Source organism: Fodinisporobacter ferrooxydans, from assembly GCF_022818495.1.
In the GTDB taxonomy this organism is placed as follows: domain Bacteria; phylum Bacillota; class Bacilli; order Tumebacillales; family MYW30-H2; genus Fodinisporobacter; species Fodinisporobacter ferrooxydans.
This window is the reverse complement of the sequence record NZ_CP089291.1, coordinates 3644306-3663706: the sequence shown is the minus strand read 5'-3', so window position 1 is coordinate 3663706 and position 19401 is coordinate 3644306. Positions and strand designations below refer to the sequence as shown.

The window sequence follows — 19401 nt, the reverse complement described above, 5'->3', positions numbered from 1 at the left end:
TTCAAAAATAGGGGTGAAAAAATGAGGAAAATTGGTTATATTAATGAATATTTCCAAAGCCGGTGGATTAGACGTATTTATACGTCTGGATTCTTGATTAGTTAACATAAAATATATTATGTGCTTATATACGTGATCCAAGTGTATCCATCATGGATTGAGAGAAGGAATTTCGTTGAGTCCGGAACTGGAAGCAAAAATTATATTTTCCATAAAACGTTTGAGAGAATTAATGGAAGAAGGATCCATTTCAGACAATGAGTATCGGCGCTTGCTTTGGAATTATACTTCGAAACTCCAGAGCCTAATGGATCAAGAAACATTCGAACAACTTTTGCAAAAGGCTTTTCATGAATAGAAAAATAGTAAAAAAAAAGAAACTCGAACGAGTTTCTTTTTATGACAAGAACTGAGCAATCATTTGGCTTAATGTATCGAAATCAATGTAACTGTTAACGACAAGGATCGGCAACAATGGAAGAGCAATCGCAGCAAGAATCATACCTTTACTAAAAGAAATCACATGTTTCATCTTCAGCACCCCTATTCCTATTTGTTGTGCGACTTTTTCAGCCGCATTTCTCTTTACAATCAATATACGTTTGAAAAGATCCGGATGCATTATGTTTTAACGAGTATTTTAAAATAGAAAACCAAATGAAACAACTGTTTCTATATGTGAAATTTTTGTGAATAAATGATTTAGCATCAAATTCAAGCGCTTACAGCATTGATTCTATAAGATCCCTCTTATTTACTAACTTTTCTATATAAAATCTTGATATAGATATACAACATTGTGAGTTCCTGTGATATCTTGAACTGGTATAAAAAAATCAAAGAGACGCGGTTCATTTGATACACGTATCGTGCATGGAGGTGCGAATTCGGTGTTCGTCATTCTTGCGGAGAAACCGAGTGTGGCGACTGGTATCGCTGCGATGTTAGGGGAAATCGAACTCCCAAATGGGGAGATTTTGAAAACGGATCATATGACAAATCCCAAATATGACCGTTTGATTAAAGGAGCAAGGAAAGATGGCTACTTTAAAGGAAAAAAGCATATTGTGACATATGCATTTGGCCATCTTCTCACTTTAAGGGAACCGGATGAAGTGAATCCATCGTTAAAATCCTGGAAAATGGAGACACTGCCGTTTCATATTGAGAACATCCCCTTAAAAATTACAGGTGGAGCTACGTACGCAAATAACAAAAAACAGCTGGATACGCTGAAAAAGTTATGCAATGATCCGAAAACCGAGAAAATTATTGTCGCTACGGATGCCGGGCGGGAAGGTGAACATATTTTTCGAACCATTTACAACTACATTCGGTGCAAAAAGCCGTTTGAGCGAATGTGGATCAAAGACCAAACGGAAGATGGGCTTCGTAAAGCTTACCTGGATCGTAAAAGCGGCAAAGCATACGATAATTTGGCCAGTGCGGCAAAATCCCGTGCCGAAGCCGATTACTTGGTGGGGATGAATATAACCCGCGCCATGACGATTCGGTTTGGGGGCTATAAAAATGTTTTAAGTATCGGTCGCGTGCAAACGCCAACACTTGCCATTTTGGTGCAACGAGAACTGGAAATACTCAACTTTAAGCCTGAAAACTACTGGACGCTAACCGTTACGTTTGAGGCAAAAAAAGGCACATATGAAAGTGCCTGGTTTAAAGAAAGGAACGGAGAAAAACAAGAACGATTTAAAACAGAGCACGAAGGAAACGTGATACTTCAAAAAGTCCAGGGAAAGCCAGGGACAATCACGTCTCTTTCCACAAAAGAAGAGAAGGAGGGAAATCCCAAACTTTTCGATTTAACGGAATTGCAGCGGACGGCGGGAAAAATATTCGGATATTCTGCGTCCAATACGTTGAAATATGCCCAAGCCCTCTATGACGAACACAAACTGATTACATACCCCCGCACAGCAAGCCGATACATTGCCAGCGGAACAGGAAAAACGGTGACCACTCGATTGCAGGCGCTGCAATCCATTTATCCTTTTGCGCAAAAAGCGTTGCAAAACAATTGGGTTATGGCAAAAACGTTCATTGATGATTCCAAGACAACCGATCACGAAGCGATCCTGCCAACAGCCAAAACGCCGCATCTGGAAAAACTTTCTCCGGAAGAGAAACATGTGTACGAATTGATTGTAAAACGCTTTGTCGCAGCCTTTTTTCCGCCCTGTATCTGGGAAATCACAAATGTCGTTACGATCGTAGAGGGAGAGACGTTTGCTGCAAACGGAAAAACCGTAAAACAGATCGGATGGCGGGAAGTAGAAGGCACACCAAACGCAAAAATTCTTCCTCTTGTTTCACGTCAGGAAACGGTGAATGGCAAAGATGCGAAACTGATGGCAAAGCAAACCCAACCACCCAAGCGCTATGACTCGACAGAACTTGTCAAAGCAATGGCAAATGCGGGAAAGTTTGTAGAAGATCAAGATGCAAAGGATATTCTCAAAGAAGTTGAAGGAATTGGAACTGTCGCAACACGTGCGGGAATCATTGACGAATTAAAAAAACGGGGATATGTAAAAGAAGAGAAAAAATTGCTTCGACCAACGCCTGAAAAAGGCATGGCGCTTTTCGAGGTTTTACCAGTAGAGATCTTGAAATCTCCACAAATGACGGCTGAGTGGGAAATGAAACTAGGAGAAATTGAGCAGGGAAAACGCTCATACCAGCAGTTCATGAAAGAGATGCAAGCAGTGATTCAAACAATGGTGTCGCAAGTTCAAACTTCTGCAGGAGTCAAATTGAACTCCGGCGAGCGCAAGCAAACGGCTGCAAAACCCGGATTGTCGACAAAAAAAATAAAACCTGGCGTTTCCGGCGGGAGAAAAGAATTAGGAATCTGCCCTGCCTGCAAAAAAGGCAAGATTCTTGAATACGAAAAAGCGTACGGTTGTTCAGAATATCAGTCCGGATGCAAATTCGCCATTTGGAAAAATGCGATTGAGAAATTCGGGAAGAAGAAAATTACCCTGACAGAGGCCAAGCAGTTGATTGCAAAGGGGCAAACAGCCAAAAAAGTAAAACTTCATTCAAACGCCAAAAATAAAGATTTTGAAGCATATATTGCGTTGGAAAAGGAACGATTGACTCTGAAGTTTTCATAAAACGGGAAAGCTATGTGCAATCCCGTTTTTCGCATGTTGTTCGAACCGAGATCGTTAATTTTTGACAACCTAATGACCCTTGCGACTCTTAGAACTTTTATGACTTTTGGAGCCTTTAGAGCCTTTTGAGCCTTTTGAGCCTTTTGAGCCTTTAGAGCCTTTTGAGCCTTTTGAGCCTTTTGAGCCTTTTGAGCCTTTTGAGCCTTTAGAGCCTTTAGAGCCTTTAGAGCCTTTAGAGCCTTTAGAGCCTTTAGAGCCTTTTGAGCCTTTTGAGCCTTTTGAGCCTTTTGAGCCTTTAGAGGCTTTTGAGCCTTTGGAGCCTTTGGAGCCTTTGGAGCCTTTGAAACCTTTGGAACCTTTGGAACCTTTGGAACCTTTGGAACCTTTAGAACCTTTAGAACCTTTAGAACCTTTGGAACCTTTGGAGCCTTTGGAGCCTTTGGAACCCTTGCCCTTTAGTTCCACCGGGTTTTGTATTAAAAATTCGCCAAGTCCAGATTCAATCGCCTGTTCCACTAACTCCTGCATATTAGGTTCAGTTAAAACGCTCATGTTTTATCACCTTTCCATTCCTATCCCTTCTATATACATCGTTTAAGGGTATAGTATTTTATGCCGAAAGCTGTGATTTTGCATGATTTCCTTTAAAAATAAGCAAGTGTCCGGTGTAAACCATACGAACAGCATGACATAGCATAACAAAAGGAATGTATGGAGAGGTGAGACTTATGTCAGCACCGGAAAAAGATGATGTACGAACATATTCCTTGTTTATTCATCCCAAAGATTTGGCAACTTTAAAAAATGATGTATGGAGCGATGAAACGGTTCCTGCAAAATGGAAAATCGGGAAGAAACAAAAGGAAATCGAAATTTCCTATCGTGGCGCTTATACGCGGAATTTGCCGAGAAAATCATTTCGGATGGAATGCAAAAATCCCCCATTGCTTTTTGGCGCCCGTGAGATGCACTGGAATGCGGAGTATAACGATCCATCCTTAATGCGCACAAAACTTTCCTTTGAATTTTTTGAAAATATCGGTGTGTTGACTCCTGCCGCTCAACATGTGTTGCTCAAATTGAACGGTTCGATTCTCGGGCTTTATTTGCAGATCGAATCTGTCGATGATTGCTTCCTGCAGAAACGAGGAATGCCGGAAGGAGCCATTTATTATGCTTCCAATGATGATGCAAACTTTTCATTGCTGAGTCCTGACGATGATGCAGTGAAAAAATCCTTGCTGGATGGATATACCAGAAAGCTTGGAAATGAAACGGATGATGCGTATTTGCGTACATTTATTTATCGCATTAACACCATTCCCCGTGCGGATTTTGCCAGGGAAATCATGCAGTTTCTGGATGTGGATCTGTATTTGCGCTGGTTAACCGGAGTGGTATGTACGCAAAACTTTGATGGCTTTATTCAAAATTACGCACTCTATGCAAATAAGGCTGCAGGTCAATTTCAAATGATCCCGTGGGATTATGACGCCACTTGGGGAAGAGATGTCAAAGGCAGGCCAATGGAATATGATTACGTGCCGATTGAAGGATACAATACACTTACTGCCCGTATTCTTGATATACCGGAGTTTCGGCATAAATATCGGAAGCTGCTTGAAGAAGTTCTGGAAACACATTTTACTTTAAAATGTCTCGAACATAGGATTGAGTCCTTGCATGATGCTCTTCGTCCGTATATTTTATCAGATCCATATCGAGGAAAACAAATCGGGGCATTTGATTCGGAAGTCAATGTGATTTTAACCTTTATTTCCAAGCGCAATCTTTATTTGCGGGAGAACTTGCCAAAACTAGGCGATTGAATATTTTCATAGGATTCGTTAGGCAAAATGGTCATTCACCTAACACAAGTATATGAAGCGCCTGAATACTGTGTAGTATCCAGTTCAGCTAATTGCCATATTGAAAATGCACATTTACGCCTAGGAGGGTTATAAATGGATTTCAGTTTTTTAAATAATTCGATTGGGAAAATGGTACAGATTGAGCGCGGAGGACCGAATAAAATTGTGGGGAAGCTGCTCAAAATTCAAGGAGACTTTCTCACCCTTGAAAAAGAAAACGGAGAAATTACGTATGTGTATACACTGCATGTGAAAACATTGGCAGAACCCATTATGGAAGAAATTCAAATGACACAGGTTCCTGCACCCGTATACAATCCTAATCCTCCATACACGCCTGTACCGATCGAACCCCAGCCGCCGATCATTGAAGCGGCAAGCTTTGTAGAACTGTTGACGAATTTGCAAAACCGGTTGGTTCGTGTAAACCAAGGAGGAGAAGCGCTTGATGGAGTAGTGACAGATATACGCTCCGTTGCCGGCTCCGAGTCTGTTACCCTGATCCATGCCATGAAAGATTTTGTACACATGCCGATACAGCATATCAAAAGTGTAACAGTCTTGTATCAGAAACAGGAAGATAAGAAAGCGGATGAAAAAAAGCAAGAACAAGTAAAAGGGAATAACGATCAAAAGAAACCCCAATGAAAAATAGAATGGTAAGAGGGTTGAGAATGTGAAACAATTATTAGAACCATTCTTAAACACGGTCGTTCAAATTGCACAAACAGATGAGATAGGGATGAATGGCGTTCTTGTAAATGTGCAGTCAGATTATGCGAGTCTGTTGACAAAGGATAATACACTCATTCATTATCCGTATTCACAAATCAAATCGATTATCACAAACATAACAGAACTTCCGAAAATTGTCCCGATTCCTGAAATGAATCTGCCTGAAACATTTTTTGAGCTGCTTTCAACAATGCTCCAGATGTTCGTGCAAATCGAGCATGGAAAAGATTCAAAACTGGGTGTTTTGCATGGCATTACTGACAATTCTATCAGTCTGATTCTGAATATGAAGGAAATCATCCACTTTCCCAAAGAGCAAGTCAAAAATGTCGCTCCCATCTTTAGAATCGCTTCATCTTCCAAAACAACTGCGACGACTCAACTTTCAGATCCTTCAGGAACTTCAGGAACTTCAGGAACTTCAGGAACTTCAGGAACCGCGAAGAAAGAAAAATCGGGCAGTGCGGAATTCACTTCAGCAAATGGCGAAGGAGATTCCATTGAATTGGCTACTGACGACAGAAACAATACTCCCGTCCGAAAAACAGTCTATGATGAAAGCAAATCTTCTTATGATGAAAGCAAATCTTCTTTTGAACGAATCGAATATTTTGACGAGAATTGCGAATTAAGCTGCGAAAACTCCGGAATGGTTCCGTTGCTCTTATTCGGTTCCAAACACAAAATGAAACGCAGACGAATCAAAAAACAACCGGATCCATATATTCCAAGCAGGCATTTTCCAGGCAAGCAGATGTACAGTGACAGTACGATGTTTTGGTCGAAAAATCATTCAGCAAAATACCCTTCCTTAGTCATTGACAACAAAACATTTCAAAAAAAATATAGATAAAGAATTTTTAATAAAAACTCTGAATATTAGAAAGGAATTCCAAGTAAAAGCCATTCCCGAAAAGCAGTACGCAGGAAATGGCTTTTTCATGCAGCATTGCATGTGGCGGAACTTGTTGCTGTCATTAATTTATTGCTAACGTTAAGGAATAAACAGTGTTTTTAAATGCTGCAGATTCCAATGTACTTGTTCACCATTTGCAACGACCAATTCCAACAAGTTGTTGTCAACATTTACTTGTTTTAAAAGTCCAATCTTATTGGGATGGTCGCCCAGATCAAAAACGGCCAGCTTACCTTCCATTTTCTTGCACTGGTCCCGAAATGTGCGTGCCAATGAAACGTTGGCAGGATGGAATGGTATCGTATCATGATTCAGTTGGTATGGTGTATCGTTGGCAGAGTAGGGAATCAGCCATTTTAAATGGTTCATGGAAACGTATACGGTTTTATATACGGGGGAGTGGAAAACAAAGTAATCATTCATGATACTCGTCAGATACCCATGCAATGTCTTATTTCCAGTCACATAAATTTCAATAAAGCTCCCTTTGGCATGATTCAATATTTTGCGAAAAGAAATCGTTTCGGATTCTTTTTCGGATTCTTCCTTGATTGGCAACTCGCCGATCGGATCCAACTCCGTTCCTTTCCATTGGCTTAATTTTATCTGTTGGATGTGTACGATGGGGATATACAAAAAGCGTTTATTATAAACCGTGAGAATATCCAACCCATAATCGATTAAAATTCCTTGAAAACAATTGTTTCCCGATATCTCTACATCGACCAGTTTTCCCAGAAGAGTTTGCAGATTGCTCATCGTTATTGTTCCTTTCTACGCAAATCCGTTTATTTAAAAAATGATGCGTACCCAGAAATACAGACAAACCAATGTAAACAATACGGTAATCGGGATGACCAGAAATGAAATTTTTATATAGTGGAGCCATCCGATTTTTACATGTTCCTGATTCAGCTTGTGCATCCAAATCAGCGTTGCCAAAGTTCCGATCGGCAAGAGCAAGGAGCCGATATCGCTTCCAATCACATTCGCCACATATGCGATTTTTAACGAAGTCGGATCTAATCCCATGTTTGTCAAGGCGAGTGTTCCAATCATGAGTGCAGGATGATTGTTAAACAAATCTGACATAAAGGTGACTAAAACACCCATAATGACAATGGCATGGAATACACTTTGTGTTACAAATGGCTGCAAAAAATCAGTCAAAAATTGTGTCAGTCCGATTTTATGCAGACCGTAGATGATTACATACATTCCAAATGCAAATAGAAAAATGTGCCAAGGAGTTTTTTTTACGATGTCGACCGGCGGCATCTTGAAGTACAGCCATCTCCAGGCGAGCAGCAAAGCAGATCCAATCACAGCCGTTAAAGGTACGGGTATGCCAAAATAGGATGCGACAAATAAGCTGAGCCGAACTGCTACTACATATGAAAATAAGTTGCGGATCCATTTGGTTTGTTTGTTTTTCGATAGTGGAATGTTCGATTCTTCCTTTGGCAACTTGGGCGGTGATTTCAGCGGATGATGAAAATGCAAGCCGTAAGAAATCGGTTGCTTTGCAATTGGTTGGCGATATTGCATCGGCAATCTATGGGGAAGTTCCCGATAATAGTATGCAAATAATAGAAGAACCAAGAGCATCAATCCAAGTGTGGCCGGTACAAATAATAGGGCAGAGTACATATATAGACTCATTCCTACGATTTTTAACGAAATAAGATTGACGATATTGCTTACCCCAATCGGTGCGCTTGCCGCAGTAGTAATTAAAGCTCCGCTGATCAGATATGGAATTTTCTGATGAGGTTTTAATCCTACATGTTTTAGCAACTGCAATAAAATCGGCGTAGTAATGAAAATGCCTCCATCATTATTAAAAAACAGTGTCATGAAAAAACAGAGTAGATTGATATACCAGAATAATCGTATTCCAGAACCTTTCGCTTTTCGGGAAATCCAATCCACCACCCATTGAAAAAAACCAAAGCTCTCAAATACAATCGCCATCATGAATGTCGCTACGATTGTCGTTGCCGCACCACCGACCGTAGTGACGATAACCCCTAAATCCGATCGAGTAATGCTGCCGCTCATAATCACTACAATCGCCCCAAGCATTGCCGGAATCGCCTCGTTCAATCCCCGCGGCCGCCAAAAAATAAAGAGTATGGTTATTAAAAACGTAATGACCGTTAGAAATACTGTCAAATCAGACATTTTTCATCATTCCCTAACTGTTTCGATCATTTGAATCGGTTTCTCTTTGATGAATCTGTTTCTCTTTGAGACGTTTGTGCATGAATTAGGCGGATTGCTTTCCGAGTTATTTCACCTCGGTTGACAGTTGTGCTATATGTATACGTATCGCATATCCTGCATGTACTAAACGAATATCTTTTTTTGAAAAATTCTAACATTTGCCTAAATAGGTGAAAGTGGTTGTTTTATGGAAGGGTGATTAAAACGAGTATTGAAATTTAATATGAATATATTGTAGTATATATATATTATAAAATCCTAATATGATTATAAGAGGTGTTTCCGTTTGGACAATTCTGTCTCGTATCTGATCCTTCTCCCTTTAGGAATGCTTTTGTTTGGAGTTCTTATTACCGTTGTTTTGCAACGGTTTTCCAAATGGGGTGTTCGGATTGGAAATGGTTTTGCTTGCGTTTCATCCGGATTTTTGCTTGTCGGAGCGATGGAGGGGTGGTCAAACGGGTCGATCCGACTCTTGCACGTCAAAGGGTATCTGCCATTTGCATCGCTAGATTTCAGGATGGATGCTTTTTCGGCACTTTTTCTTTTCCTAATCGCTCTGATCGGACTGCTTGCAACCGTTTACGGGATCGGATACTCTAAGGAATTTGAAGAGGGAAAGTCAATTGTATTGCTTTCTGCAGGATTGCAAGGATTTATTTTTTCAATGGCTGCCGTTGTCTTGGCAGGCAATGTGTTTACTTTTCTGGTTTTTTGGGAGCTTATGTCGATTATCTCGTATTTTCTGGTGATGTTCGAGCATGAAAAAGCGGATGTACAGAGATCCGGTTTTGTTTACATCGTCATGACACATCTGGGCACAGTCTTTTTAATGATCGGATTTTTTATTCTCTCTACATATGCACACAGTGATTCCTTTTCAGAGTTTCAGCATCTGCAAATGCCGCAAGCGATGAAAACACTTGTATTTGTCTGTGCACTCATTGGATTTGGCACAAAAGCGGGACTTGTTCCATTGCATGTCTGGCTTCCAAAAGCGCATCCTGTAGCACCGAGCCATGTTTCCGCACTGATGTCGGGCGTAATGATTAAAACAGCCGCATATGGATTTATGCTCATTGTCTTTCAATTTTTGCAGCCGGCGACTGTATCCGCATCAGATGCCGGCTCATTTCGGAGCTTTGGGGCAGCCGTTCTGATCCTTGGCGGGATTACAGCCATTTATGGCATTCTGTATGCCTTGAATGTCTCTGATTTTAAACGCATGCTGGCATATAGCAGCATTGAAAATATGGGCATTGTTTTTTTGGGTTTCGGTGCATCCCTTTTGTTTGATTCCTATCAACATCAATCATTGGCTGCCTTCGCTTTGCTTGCCGCCATGATCCATCTTATCAACCACGCAGTTTTTAAAAGTCTATTATTTTTAGGGGCTGGCGCAATTTTAAATGCGACACATGTGAAACATATGGATCTCCTTGGGGGATTGATCCGTAAAATGCCTTGGACGGCTCTTTTCGTACTCGTCGGATTTTTGTCCATTTCGGCTCTGCCGCCGTTCAACGGCTTTATCGGTGAATGGCTTTTGCTGCAATCGTTGTTCGCACTTAGCACCATTTCCGATTGGTCAGGATCGTTGTTCGGCATTCTTGGTCTTTCCGCCCTCGTATTGACGGGTGCCTTGGTTGCCATGCTGGGAGTAAAAGCGTTTGCCGCTTCATTTTTGGCATTGCCGCGTTCCGAACATGCCGAGCATGCGCAGGAAGTGTCGTTCACCATGCGGGTATCGATGGCAATGTTGGCGGCGGCATGTATCGTATTGGGAATCATTCCGTCCATAGTTCTTCGTCAGGCCGGCATTTCTTTGGCTGCATTGCGTCCGTTATCGGTTGCGCCAACATCGATTCCTTGGTTTATGCCATTGCACGGAGCAGACAGCGGACCGCAAATGGGGATCGGTCATGTATTGTTCATCGTGCTTGTTGCGATCGGTGTTTCCTGGCTTTTCACTCGAGTGTTCGGCGGAAAGACAAAACGAATGAAAGTGGAAACCTGGACATGCGGGGGGACACTGGTGCCGCGGATGTCGTATACGGCTACCGGCTTTACAAAACCGATCCGTGTCGTATTTGACAAGATTCTGCTGCCGTCACGACAATTAAAGGCGGCAAAACCAGATCACGCACGCTATTTTATTCCAAAATACATATACAACAGTCGTGTGCGCAATATTTGGGAAGAGACTCTGTACAAACCGGTCATGTTCGTTGTCGTTTGGGTCTCCAAGCAAATTCGAGTGATGCAAAATGGACATCTCCAGACATATTTGGTTTATCTATTCGCAACGTTACTTTTGGTTCTGTTGCTAGTCAAGAAATGAGGGATTGCCGGTGTCAGTTTACTATGGATTGTTGCAAACGTGTTTCCTGTTGCTCTTCGCGCCTCTCTTACATGGGATCATTCGCAAGACAAAGGCTCTTTTGCAAGGAAGAATCGGACCATCCTTGTTCCAATCCTACCATGATTTGCGAAAATATATGTGCAAGGACTCCATGGTATCGGAACATGCATCGTGGATTTTCTCCATAACTCCTTATGTATGTTTTGGTCTTATGACAGCAGCAACTACTTTGATCCCGTTACTATCTGCAAACAGTTGGTTTTCCATGACAGGTGACTTTATCCTCATTGTTTATATGTTTGGATTGTCGCGCATTTTTACTGCACTGGCGGGCATGGATACTGGAGGATCCTTCGGCGGAATGGGGGCAAGCCGGGATATGTTCCTTTCCGGTCTTGCCGAACCCGTTTTATTTATAACGTTTGTTGCGATTGCATGGCCCATGAAAACAACAAATTTGTCCCATGTTGTCGGATACCTTTCGGATCACGGCGTTTCCTTTGTCGCACCGTCGTATTGGATGATCGTTCTTGCATTTTTTCTTATTCTATTGACGGAAACCGGTCGTCTTCCCATCGACAATCCGGATACACATTTGGAATTGACGATGATTCACGAAGGGATGCTGTTGGAGTATTCGGGCAAGCAACTGGGATTGATGCTGTGGAGTGCATGGTTGAAGCAGGTATTGCTGTTTGCTTTATTCCTGGATTTTTGTTTTCCCTATGGAATCATTGCGGTTTTAACCCCGTTTTCCTTCTTGTTGGCAATTGGTTCGTTTGCGATCAAAACGATTGTACTTGGAGTGATTGTTGCGTTTGTAGAAATGTCCTACGCGAAAATGCGATTATTCAAGGTACCCCAGATGCTGACAGCTGCGTTTTTCATTGCAATCTTTGCAGTCGTATCCGAATTTTGGAGGTAGAGATGTGCTTATAAGCGATATGTTTGATGTGTTGTCATTTGCTTTAATGATTTGCTCCATCGCGATCGTTGGATGTCAAAGGATTGTGACAGCGATTCGCATCTTGGCTTTACAATCCTTTATTTTGGGAGGTGTTGCGATTGCAACAGCATATCGTACACATGTAACGGAGTTGTACGGCATTGCGTTTTTGACGATTCTTTTAAAAGGAATCATCATTCCCTGGATTCTGCATTTCACGATGCGCAAGATTGGCTTGTATCGTCAAACGGAAAAAGTATTTTCACGTGAATGGTCGATTTTGATTTCAACTGCTTTACTGATTGTTGGATATTCTGCCATCTATCGGCTAGGGTTGAATGATACGTATATTGAAAAACAATATTTGCCGATTTCCATTGCGATCCTTTTGATCGGATTGTTTGTCATGATGACACACAAAAAAGCGGTCATGCAGGGAATCGGGCTGATCGTAATGGAGAACGGTCTGTTTCTTACGGCGCTTTCCATGACATACGGCATGCCGTCCTTGGTAGAGATCGGCGTATTTTTTGACGTTGTTGTCGCAGTTGTCTTGATCAGTACGCTCACACGTCGAATGGAGCAAATGTTTCAAAGTACGAATACCGACCAGTTGCGTCGCTTGAAAGGATGAGTTTCATGATTGAGCTTTGGGTGGTGTGGACCCCCGTTTTAACTGCATGCATACTCCTTTTGTTGAAAGAGCGGAGCAAAATGGAATGGATCCATATTGCAGGCAGTTTGGCGACGACGGCATTCAGTCTTCGAACGGTATGGGATGTCTTGATACACGGCGCAATAGAAAGCCCGGGAGGCTTTTTTTATGTAGACTCTTTAAGTGGAGTTGTACTTGTAAGCATCGCAATTGTCGGTTTTACGGCTGCTTTGCATTCGATCAGCTATATTCGAAAGGAAATACAAGAGGGGAGTTTGCAATACAACCAGATCAAGCGCTATTACGTTTTGTTTCATTTGTTCATCGCCACGATGGTATTGGTTTGTATGGTAAACAATATGGGGATGTTATGGGTTGCGATTGAAGCCACAACGATTGTTTCCGCATTTTTGGTGGCCATCTATCGAAAAGGAGAGGCGATTGAAGCAGCCTGGAAATACCTGATGGTTTGCAGTGCCGGCATTGCGATCGCTCTGCTTGGCGTCATTCTCGTATATGCATCATCGGTTCGCTCTTTGGGTTCCGCTAATGAAGTCTTAAACTGGACACTCTTGCATTCCGCTACGAATCACCTCGATGCAAGGTTTATGGTATTGGCTTTTGTCTGTATCATGATCGGATTCGGTACAAAAGTTGGACTTGCACCCATGCATTCCTGGCTGCCTGACGCCCACAGCCAAGCTCCGGCCCCCATCAGCGCCGTTTTGTCCGGTGTTTTGCTGAACTGTGCAATGCTAGGTTTGATTCGCTTCGGCATCGTAACAAGCCATGCTGTCGGGGCAGCGTTTGTTCAACATCTGTTTATCGGTTTTGGCATCATATCCATATTCATTGCCATCCCGTTTATCATCGTACAACAAGATTTTAAACGCATGCTCGCATTTTCAACGGTCGAGCACATGGGAATCATCGCGGTTGCGATCGGAATCGGCGGGAAGATCGGTTGGACGGCTGCCTTGATCCAGATGTTTCATCATTCCATGGCAAAATCCATGCTGTTTTTGGCATCCGGAAACATCGCACAGAAATATCATACGAAACACATCGCCCGTGTTTCGGGAATCATGAAAGTCATGCCTTATACGGGTGTCGTCTTTTTGATTGGTGGACTTGCGATCACAGGTGTTCCTCCCATGAGCATTTTTACAAGCGAATTTGGAATCATTACGGCAGGGTTTGCACAAGGACATGCAGTTTTGGCAAGTACGCTTGTACTGTTTGTTGCGATTATATTCGGTGCCATGATGTTTCATATGGCAAAAATGGCATTTGGCGAGAAAAGGGAACGAATGGATATTGGCGAAGTGGGAAGATTATCGACCGTTTCGCTCTTCATTCCACTGGCGTTTGTTTTGCTTCTCGGACTTTATATGCCGGAAACGGGCCAACAGTTGTTTCAACAGGCGATGTTAGTAATCGAAGGAAGTGGTAAGTAATGGAGACTATCATTCGGGCAGATCGTTTTGAATTGCCTGCAGTTTGTTCCCGGATTCTCTTGACTGGCGCGCGTTTTCTTACGATGGTTGCGACGGATGAAATCGAAGCGGGTGTCGATCGCTTTGTTTTGCGGTATTTCTTTCTTGTTCCTATGGAAACAGAAATCGTCATCGTGGAATCGTTGGTTCCCGTGAGAGACCCTTCTTTTGCATCGGTGACGCCCGTTTTACCGGCAGCTTCCTGGTATGAACGGGAGATCCATGATCTTTTTGGCATTCATCCGCAACAGCATCCCGATCTGAGACCGTTGATCTTGCATGAGGATTGGCCAACGCATGTATATCCGCTGCGCCGCGAATATCCGGTGCAAATGAAACAGCCGCGCATCGAAGGAAAATTCATATATCCGCAGGTAGAAGGGGAGGGTGTTTTTGAAGTTCCCGTAGGACCCATACACGCAGGAATCATTGAACCGGGGCATTTTCGGTTTCAAGTGATGGGGGATTCTGTTTTGCATTTGGAAGCAAAGTTGTTTTATACGCATCGCGGGATTGAGAAGCGGAGTGAAGGGATGCCGCTGAAAAGAGGCTTATTTTTGGCGGAACGAATTTGCGGTGTCTGTTCCGTATCCCATGCGTTGTCGTATTCCCAAGCCGTTGAACACATCGCCGGCATAACGGTTTCTCCGCGAGCCGCCTATATTCGTACGATCGTTGCTGAATTGGAGCGGCTCTACAACCATGTTGGGGATATCGGAAATATCTGCGCCGGCGTTGGATTTGCATATGGCTCCAATCATGGAGCCCGTCTGAAAGAAACACTGATGCAATTGAATGACCGCGTGACAGGTCATCGATACCTGCGCGGAATGATTGATTTAGGCGGGGTTCGCAAGGATTTGACGATACAGAACCAAGAAGATATTTTACAAGTTCTGCAGGATGTGCAAAAAAATTTGCAAGAAATCGTAGATGTCATACTAGCAAACGATATTGTTATCGATCGTTTTGCAAATACGGGCCGTCTGGAACAAGAGATTGCCAAGGCGTTTGCCGCTACAGGTCCGACTGCCCGGGCTTCCGGTCTGGAAGTCGATGCCCGTGTAGATTTCCCGTATGCTGCGTATGAGCATTTCGATATCGCCGTACCAACTCTTGCGGAAGGCGATGTGCTGGCACGTTATCGCATTCGGATACTCGAAGCAAATCAATCCATCCGAATCTTGCAAGAGGCAATCGAAACACTTCCAGAAGGGGATTTGCAGATCCACATCCCCAATTTGGAACCCTATCAATATGGAATCGGGATTACTGAATCCCCACGGGGCGAAACTATACACTTTTTAATGATCGGAAAGGGAAATACGATTTATCGGTACCGTGTGCGATCCGCATCCTATGCCAATTGGCCGGTTGTCCCTTTTACCGTTCCCGGTACGATCATTGCTGATTTTCCGCTCATTAATAAAAGTTTTGAACTATGTTACGCATGTTGTGATCGATAATTTCATTCATTCTTTCTATCTTTCTATGTAGAGCTGCATAATAGAGTTTCACATAATAGAATTGCATAGAATTTCCAGAGGTGACTGCAAATGTATCAAGTAGTAAAGAGATTGCTTCAGTCAGGAATCGGAACGGTCAAAAAGAACGAATTGATGAGCTCTGTGATCGCAGGGGCGGGAAGACCTGTTTTCCATCAGGAAAGATGCGACGGCTGTGGAGAGTGTGCATCTGCTTGTCCTACAGATGCGATTTCCTTAGAAGAAACTGGAAAAAACTCAAAATGCTTAACCATTTTTTATGCTGCTTGTATCTCGTGTGGTGAATGTGTTACAGTTTGCAAAGATTCAGCGTTTCATATGTCGAGGGAACTGTCCGCCCCTTCCGCAAGTCTGAGGGAACTGCAAGAGGAGTTTGTCGTCATGACAAAAGAGCCGATATTGGAGGTGTAATCATGCAACAGACACTGGAGCGATTATCGAATGTCATTCGGAAACATTTCCAAAGATCTCTGCATATTCGACATCTGGATTCCGGTTCATGCAACGGTTGTGAATGGGAAGCTGCGGCGCTGTTAAATCCGGTGTACGATATCCAACGATTTGGAATTGATTTTGTAGCATCACCGCGCCATGCGGATGTATTGCTTGTCACGGGTGGTGTCACACGGAATTTGGAAGAGGCGGTGCGAAAAACATATGAAGCTACTTCATCCCCAAAAATTGTCCTTGCAGTCGGTGCGTGTGCATGTGGGGGAGGGATGATCGGCGAAACGTATGCAAATTATGGGGGATTGGATCAAATCATTCCTGTATCTGTATATATCCCAGGATGCCCTCCGCGTCCACAGGCAATTTTGCAAGGTCTTTTATTAGCAATCGAAACATATGCAGCAAAAACGTATGAAAAAAGCAAAATCATGTTAAAAATCTGAATCAAAAGGAGCGCTCCAGATGCCACATGAATTGCAAATATTTAAAGCGGAGTTTTTTAAAGCGTTGAGCAATCCGTTGCGGATTCGAATCCTTGAACTTCTTCGTGATGGAGATAAATATGTACATGAGCTGCAGGAACACATGAACGTGGATAGTTCGGTAGTCTCGCAACAGCTTTCCATCCTGCGCAACAAAGATATTGTATATGGTAGTAAAGACGGGGCAAAGGTCATGTATACGGTCGTTGATCCGATCATTTTCGATATGTTGGATTTGGCCAAACAACTTTTTAACAATCGTCTTAAAAATACCATCCAATTATTAGAAAAGATTGATGAATAGGTTCTGAAAGACTGCTGAAGTAATCCACAAAATTAGAATTTTTTTCACATAGAATTCACTTGATTTAATATATTTTTACAAAATACATCATATAACCTGTGTTATGCGATGTATTTTATTTATATAAAATTGACCATTTTCAAGATTCTTTCGCGAAGTGTTGTATAAATGTCGGACGACAAGTAAATCCCCCATTCACGTTGAGTTATTACAAGCGTCACATATGAATGGTAACTAATTTGCGACATAATAATACCCCCATTGCTGTCCGATGAGCCAAATGGGCAAGTTTTGGGAATTCTGATTCGTTTTGCGTTTTAGGTGTTTCTTCATTCCAGTCGTCTTTTTCAATGTACATTCTCACGGTTTTTCGATCATGACCAGCTTCCTGTGAGATCTGTGAAAATTTGTAGTCCCGCTCTTTTCCCGTGTGCGATTGTTGTTTTCGTTATATAACTGTAGCAGCATTATTACGCTATAGATCCCCTTTAGTGCAATAGGCTACGATATTTAGGTGGACTTGAAAAACTTTAACTTGAAAACGCAGTTATCCCGATAGTAACGGCGAACACAATTAAAACAACACCAAGTCCTCGGTCAAACCAATGCATATATTTTTGATACATGTTTCTGAAATAATTATTTGAAATAAGTACCGCTAACGAGACAAACCAAAGACCAATAGCAAAAATGGTTTCTCCACCATATACCCATCGCACCCAATCGGAAGTGTTGTGTCCGAGAAATTGAGAAAACACACTTAAAAAAAATAAAGGAGCCTTTGGATTTAAAAGGTTACATAAAAATCCCTCACGAAAACCTTCTCTTATAGAGGGTTTCAATTTCTGTTCTATGCTTATTTCATTTGAACTTTCAGATTGTGCTTTCGAACGAATACCTTTATACCCTAACCATAGTAAATAGATAGCCCCAGCAAGTTTAATGATATTAAAAAGACTTGGAAATTTTTTTATAATAATTGTAAAACCCAAAATGGTGTACGTAACATGAACAATTAATGCACTGGCAATACCTAATGCTGTAGCAATGCCATATTTTCTTCCTATCCCTAAACTATTTTTCATAACAACTACAAAATCTGGACCAGGTGATATTGCTGCTAAAACACCAATTAAAAAAATTTCCACATACATAAAAAACACATCCTTATCTCTTCACGTTTTGAACAATATAAGTTAATAGGTCACTCCCTTGCCATAATGAATTAAACTTGTCATTTCCAAATTTGTCCGTAACAACTTTCATCATCATATCGTGCCGAATATATTCTTTAGCCAGGAGAACTAACATTGAATTAGCAATTCCCTTACTCTCACGTACATCGCTTTTCATCCCCTTATTGCCAAGCTATTTTTTCAACTTCGGATTGCAGATCCGCACGAGTCGCCCTGACGTAAATCATCGTTGTATCTAGACTATCGTGTCCCATGATTTGCGCTAACCGGTGCAATGGTGTATTTTCTGCCATTACGTACCCGAACCGGTGCCGCAGATCGTGGGCGCTCAATCCTTCGAGTCGCGCTGCTTTCATATATTTTTGTATCAAGTGCCGTAAAGCCCGTTCAGTTAATCGATCACCAGTTTTCTCCGACGGAAATAGATAAGGACTATCCGGAGGAAGAACGTACATGTATCTTTCCAAAGCGGCCCTGCACGTAGCGTTCAACGGGACTTCTCTCTGTTTATTTCTTTTTCCGGACCGTACCGTAAGCTGGCCGCTACGCTTACCAATTTGAATGTCGCCGGGGGCCAGGTCGCAAACCTCCATCGTTCTTAGGCCGGTATGAAGCATGACAATAAGGATCGTCTGATCCCGGAGAGAACCGCCATGCTCGGCGGCAGCGACTAACGCCGCCTCTTCCTTGTCTGTCATTTGCCGAGGGCTTACCTTTTCTTCCGGAACCAATTTGACCGGCTTTGAGGGATCGCGGCGAATCTTGGATTCCGACACGGCCCAATCAAAATATCGTTTCAGAGTAATAAGCCGCCTGTTTATAGTTGAAGGTTTTAATTTCATCGATTTTTGCATGGCATCCCGGTAACGTGTTATTGTTGGAGTAGCCACATCTTCAATTCGAAATATGTCGTCTTCATGATGGTCGGCTGTCTCAAACCAACCAATAAAATGTTTCAGATCGCTCGCATATTCCTTGAGCGTTTTAGGGTTCAAATCTTCCTGGATGGTGAGAGCTTGAATGAAGTCTTGAATCGTCTGCTCCCCTTGTTCCGAAATTCCGGTACTCTCTCTCATTCGTGAAGCCTCCAAATATTGACTTACATTAGCGGACATGTTAT

Annotated in this window: 19 protein-coding genes and 1 pseudogene; 13 read left to right on the top strand and 7 right to left on the bottom strand. The window is 42.4% G+C overall.

Annotated elements, in window-relative coordinates; translation table 11 throughout:
- Positions 1 to 175: 175 nt before the first annotated feature.
- Complete coding sequence (locus tag LSG31_RS17605; protein WP_347436353.1) at positions 176 to 358, top strand: hypothetical protein; 183 nt, start codon at positions 176 to 178, stop codon at positions 356 to 358.
- A 39-nt stretch (positions 359 to 397) separates the two neighbouring features.
- On the opposite strand, the gene LSG31_RS17600 is transcribed toward LSG31_RS17605, so the two are convergent.
- Positions 398 to 532, bottom strand: coding sequence for a hypothetical protein (locus tag LSG31_RS17600; RefSeq protein WP_347436352.1), 135 nt, complete (start codon positions 530 to 532; stop codon positions 398 to 400).
- 358 nt (positions 533 to 890) lie between these two features.
- On the opposite strand from LSG31_RS17600, the gene LSG31_RS17595 reads away from it, so the two are divergent.
- Positions 891 to 3137: a type IA DNA topoisomerase gene (locus tag LSG31_RS17595; RefSeq protein WP_347436351.1), complete on the top strand. Its 2247-nt coding sequence runs from the start codon at positions 891 to 893 to the stop codon at positions 3135 to 3137.
- Positions 3138 to 3206: 69 nt separating this feature from the next.
- Here LSG31_RS17595 and LSG31_RS17590 read toward each other — a convergent pair whose 3' ends face one another.
- Positions 3207 to 3689, bottom strand: a complete 483-nt coding sequence (locus LSG31_RS17590) for a hypothetical protein (protein ID WP_347436350.1) — start codon at positions 3687 to 3689, stop codon at positions 3207 to 3209.
- A gap of 176 nt (positions 3690 to 3865) precedes the next feature.
- Here LSG31_RS17590 and LSG31_RS17585 point away from each other — a divergent pair, with 176 nt between their 5' ends.
- The 3 genes from LSG31_RS17585 to LSG31_RS17575 all read left to right on the top strand — a co-directional run bounded on the left by LSG31_RS17585 (position 3866) and on the right by LSG31_RS17575 (position 6596).
- Entirely contained in the window at positions 3866 to 4966 is a 1101-nt protein-coding gene (locus LSG31_RS17585; RefSeq protein WP_347436349.1) for a CotH kinase family protein, read from the top strand.
- Between the two features lie 135 nt (positions 4967 to 5101).
- The gene (locus tag LSG31_RS17580) at positions 5102 to 5656 is read left to right on the top strand and encodes a DUF6897 domain-containing protein (RefSeq protein WP_347436348.1); all 555 of its coding nucleotides are present in this window, start codon (positions 5102 to 5104) and stop codon (positions 5654 to 5656) included.
- A 28-nt stretch (positions 5657 to 5684) separates the two neighbouring features.
- On the top strand, positions 5685 to 6596 hold the full coding sequence (locus tag LSG31_RS17575; protein WP_347436347.1) for a hypothetical protein: 912 nt from the start codon (positions 5685 to 5687) through the stop codon (positions 6594 to 6596).
- A gap of 141 nt (positions 6597 to 6737) precedes the next feature.
- Here the strand turns inward: LSG31_RS17575 and LSG31_RS17570 are convergent, their stop codons facing one another.
- The gene (locus tag LSG31_RS17570; protein WP_347436346.1) at positions 6738 to 7418 is read right to left on the bottom strand and encodes a DUF2642 domain-containing protein; all 681 of its coding nucleotides are present in this window, start codon (positions 7416 to 7418) and stop codon (positions 6738 to 6740) included.
- A gap of 33 nt (positions 7419 to 7451) precedes the next feature.
- Positions 7452 to 8843: an arsenic transporter gene (locus LSG31_RS17565; protein ID WP_347436345.1), complete on the bottom strand. Its 1392-nt coding sequence runs from the start codon at positions 8841 to 8843 to the stop codon at positions 7452 to 7454.
- A 328-nt stretch (positions 8844 to 9171) separates the two neighbouring features.
- Between LSG31_RS17565 and LSG31_RS17560 the strand changes: the two genes are divergently transcribed.
- The 8 genes from LSG31_RS17560 (at position 9172) to LSG31_RS17525 (ending at position 17085) form a co-directional block, all read left to right on the top strand.
- On the top strand, positions 9172 to 11226 hold the full coding sequence (locus LSG31_RS17560) for a proton-conducting transporter transmembrane domain-containing protein (protein WP_347436344.1): 2055 nt from the start codon (positions 9172 to 9174) through the stop codon (positions 11224 to 11226).
- Positions 11227 to 11236: 10 nt separating this feature from the next.
- A complete protein-coding gene (locus tag LSG31_RS17555; protein ID WP_347436343.1) occupies positions 11237 to 12172 on the top strand; it encodes a respiratory chain complex I subunit 1 family protein in 936 nt (311 codons plus the stop codon).
- A 4-nt stretch (positions 12173 to 12176) separates the two neighbouring features.
- Positions 12177 to 12827 carry a hydrogenase gene (locus LSG31_RS17550; RefSeq protein ID WP_347436342.1) on the top strand — a complete coding sequence of 217 codons (651 nt, stop codon included), beginning with the start codon at positions 12177 to 12179 and terminating at the stop codon, positions 12825 to 12827.
- 5 nt (positions 12828 to 12832) lie between these two features.
- On the top strand, positions 12833 to 14305 hold the full coding sequence (locus LSG31_RS17545; protein WP_347436341.1) for a hydrogenase 4 subunit F: 1473 nt from the start codon (positions 12833 to 12835) through the stop codon (positions 14303 to 14305).
- A complete protein-coding gene (locus LSG31_RS17540) occupies positions 14305 to 15810 on the top strand; it encodes a hydrogenase large subunit (RefSeq protein WP_347436340.1) in 1506 nt (501 codons plus the stop codon). The genes LSG31_RS17545 and LSG31_RS17540 overlap by 1 nt, the downstream gene beginning before the upstream one ends.
- A gap of 90 nt (positions 15811 to 15900) precedes the next feature.
- Positions 15901 to 16260, top strand: a complete 360-nt coding sequence (locus LSG31_RS17535) for a 4Fe-4S binding protein (protein ID WP_347436339.1) — start codon at positions 15901 to 15903, stop codon at positions 16258 to 16260.
- 2 nt (positions 16261 to 16262) lie between these two features.
- A complete protein-coding gene (locus tag LSG31_RS17530) occupies positions 16263 to 16742 on the top strand; it encodes an NADH-quinone oxidoreductase subunit B family protein (protein ID WP_347436338.1) in 480 nt (159 codons plus the stop codon).
- A gap of 19 nt (positions 16743 to 16761) precedes the next feature.
- Complete coding sequence (locus tag LSG31_RS17525) at positions 16762 to 17085, top strand: ArsR/SmtB family transcription factor (protein WP_347436337.1); 324 nt, start codon at positions 16762 to 16764, stop codon at positions 17083 to 17085.
- Positions 17086 to 17302: 217 nt separating this feature from the next.
- Here LSG31_RS17525 and LSG31_RS23395 read toward each other — a convergent pair.
- The 3 genes and pseudogenes from LSG31_RS23395 to LSG31_RS17510 all read right to left on the bottom strand — a co-directional run.
- Positions 17303 to 17485, bottom strand: a pseudogene (locus LSG31_RS23395) (hypothetical protein); the annotation flags it as partial.
- A 130-nt stretch (positions 17486 to 17615) separates the two neighbouring features.
- Positions 17616 to 18239 carry a LysE family translocator gene (locus LSG31_RS17515; RefSeq protein WP_347436336.1) on the bottom strand — a complete coding sequence of 208 codons (624 nt, stop codon included), beginning with the start codon at positions 18237 to 18239 and terminating at the stop codon, positions 17616 to 17618.
- A gap of 203 nt (positions 18240 to 18442) precedes the next feature.
- A complete protein-coding gene (locus LSG31_RS17510) occupies positions 18443 to 19357 on the bottom strand; it encodes a tyrosine-type recombinase/integrase (RefSeq protein ID WP_347436335.1) in 915 nt (304 codons plus the stop codon).
- Between the last annotated feature and the right edge of the window lie 44 nt (positions 19358 to 19401).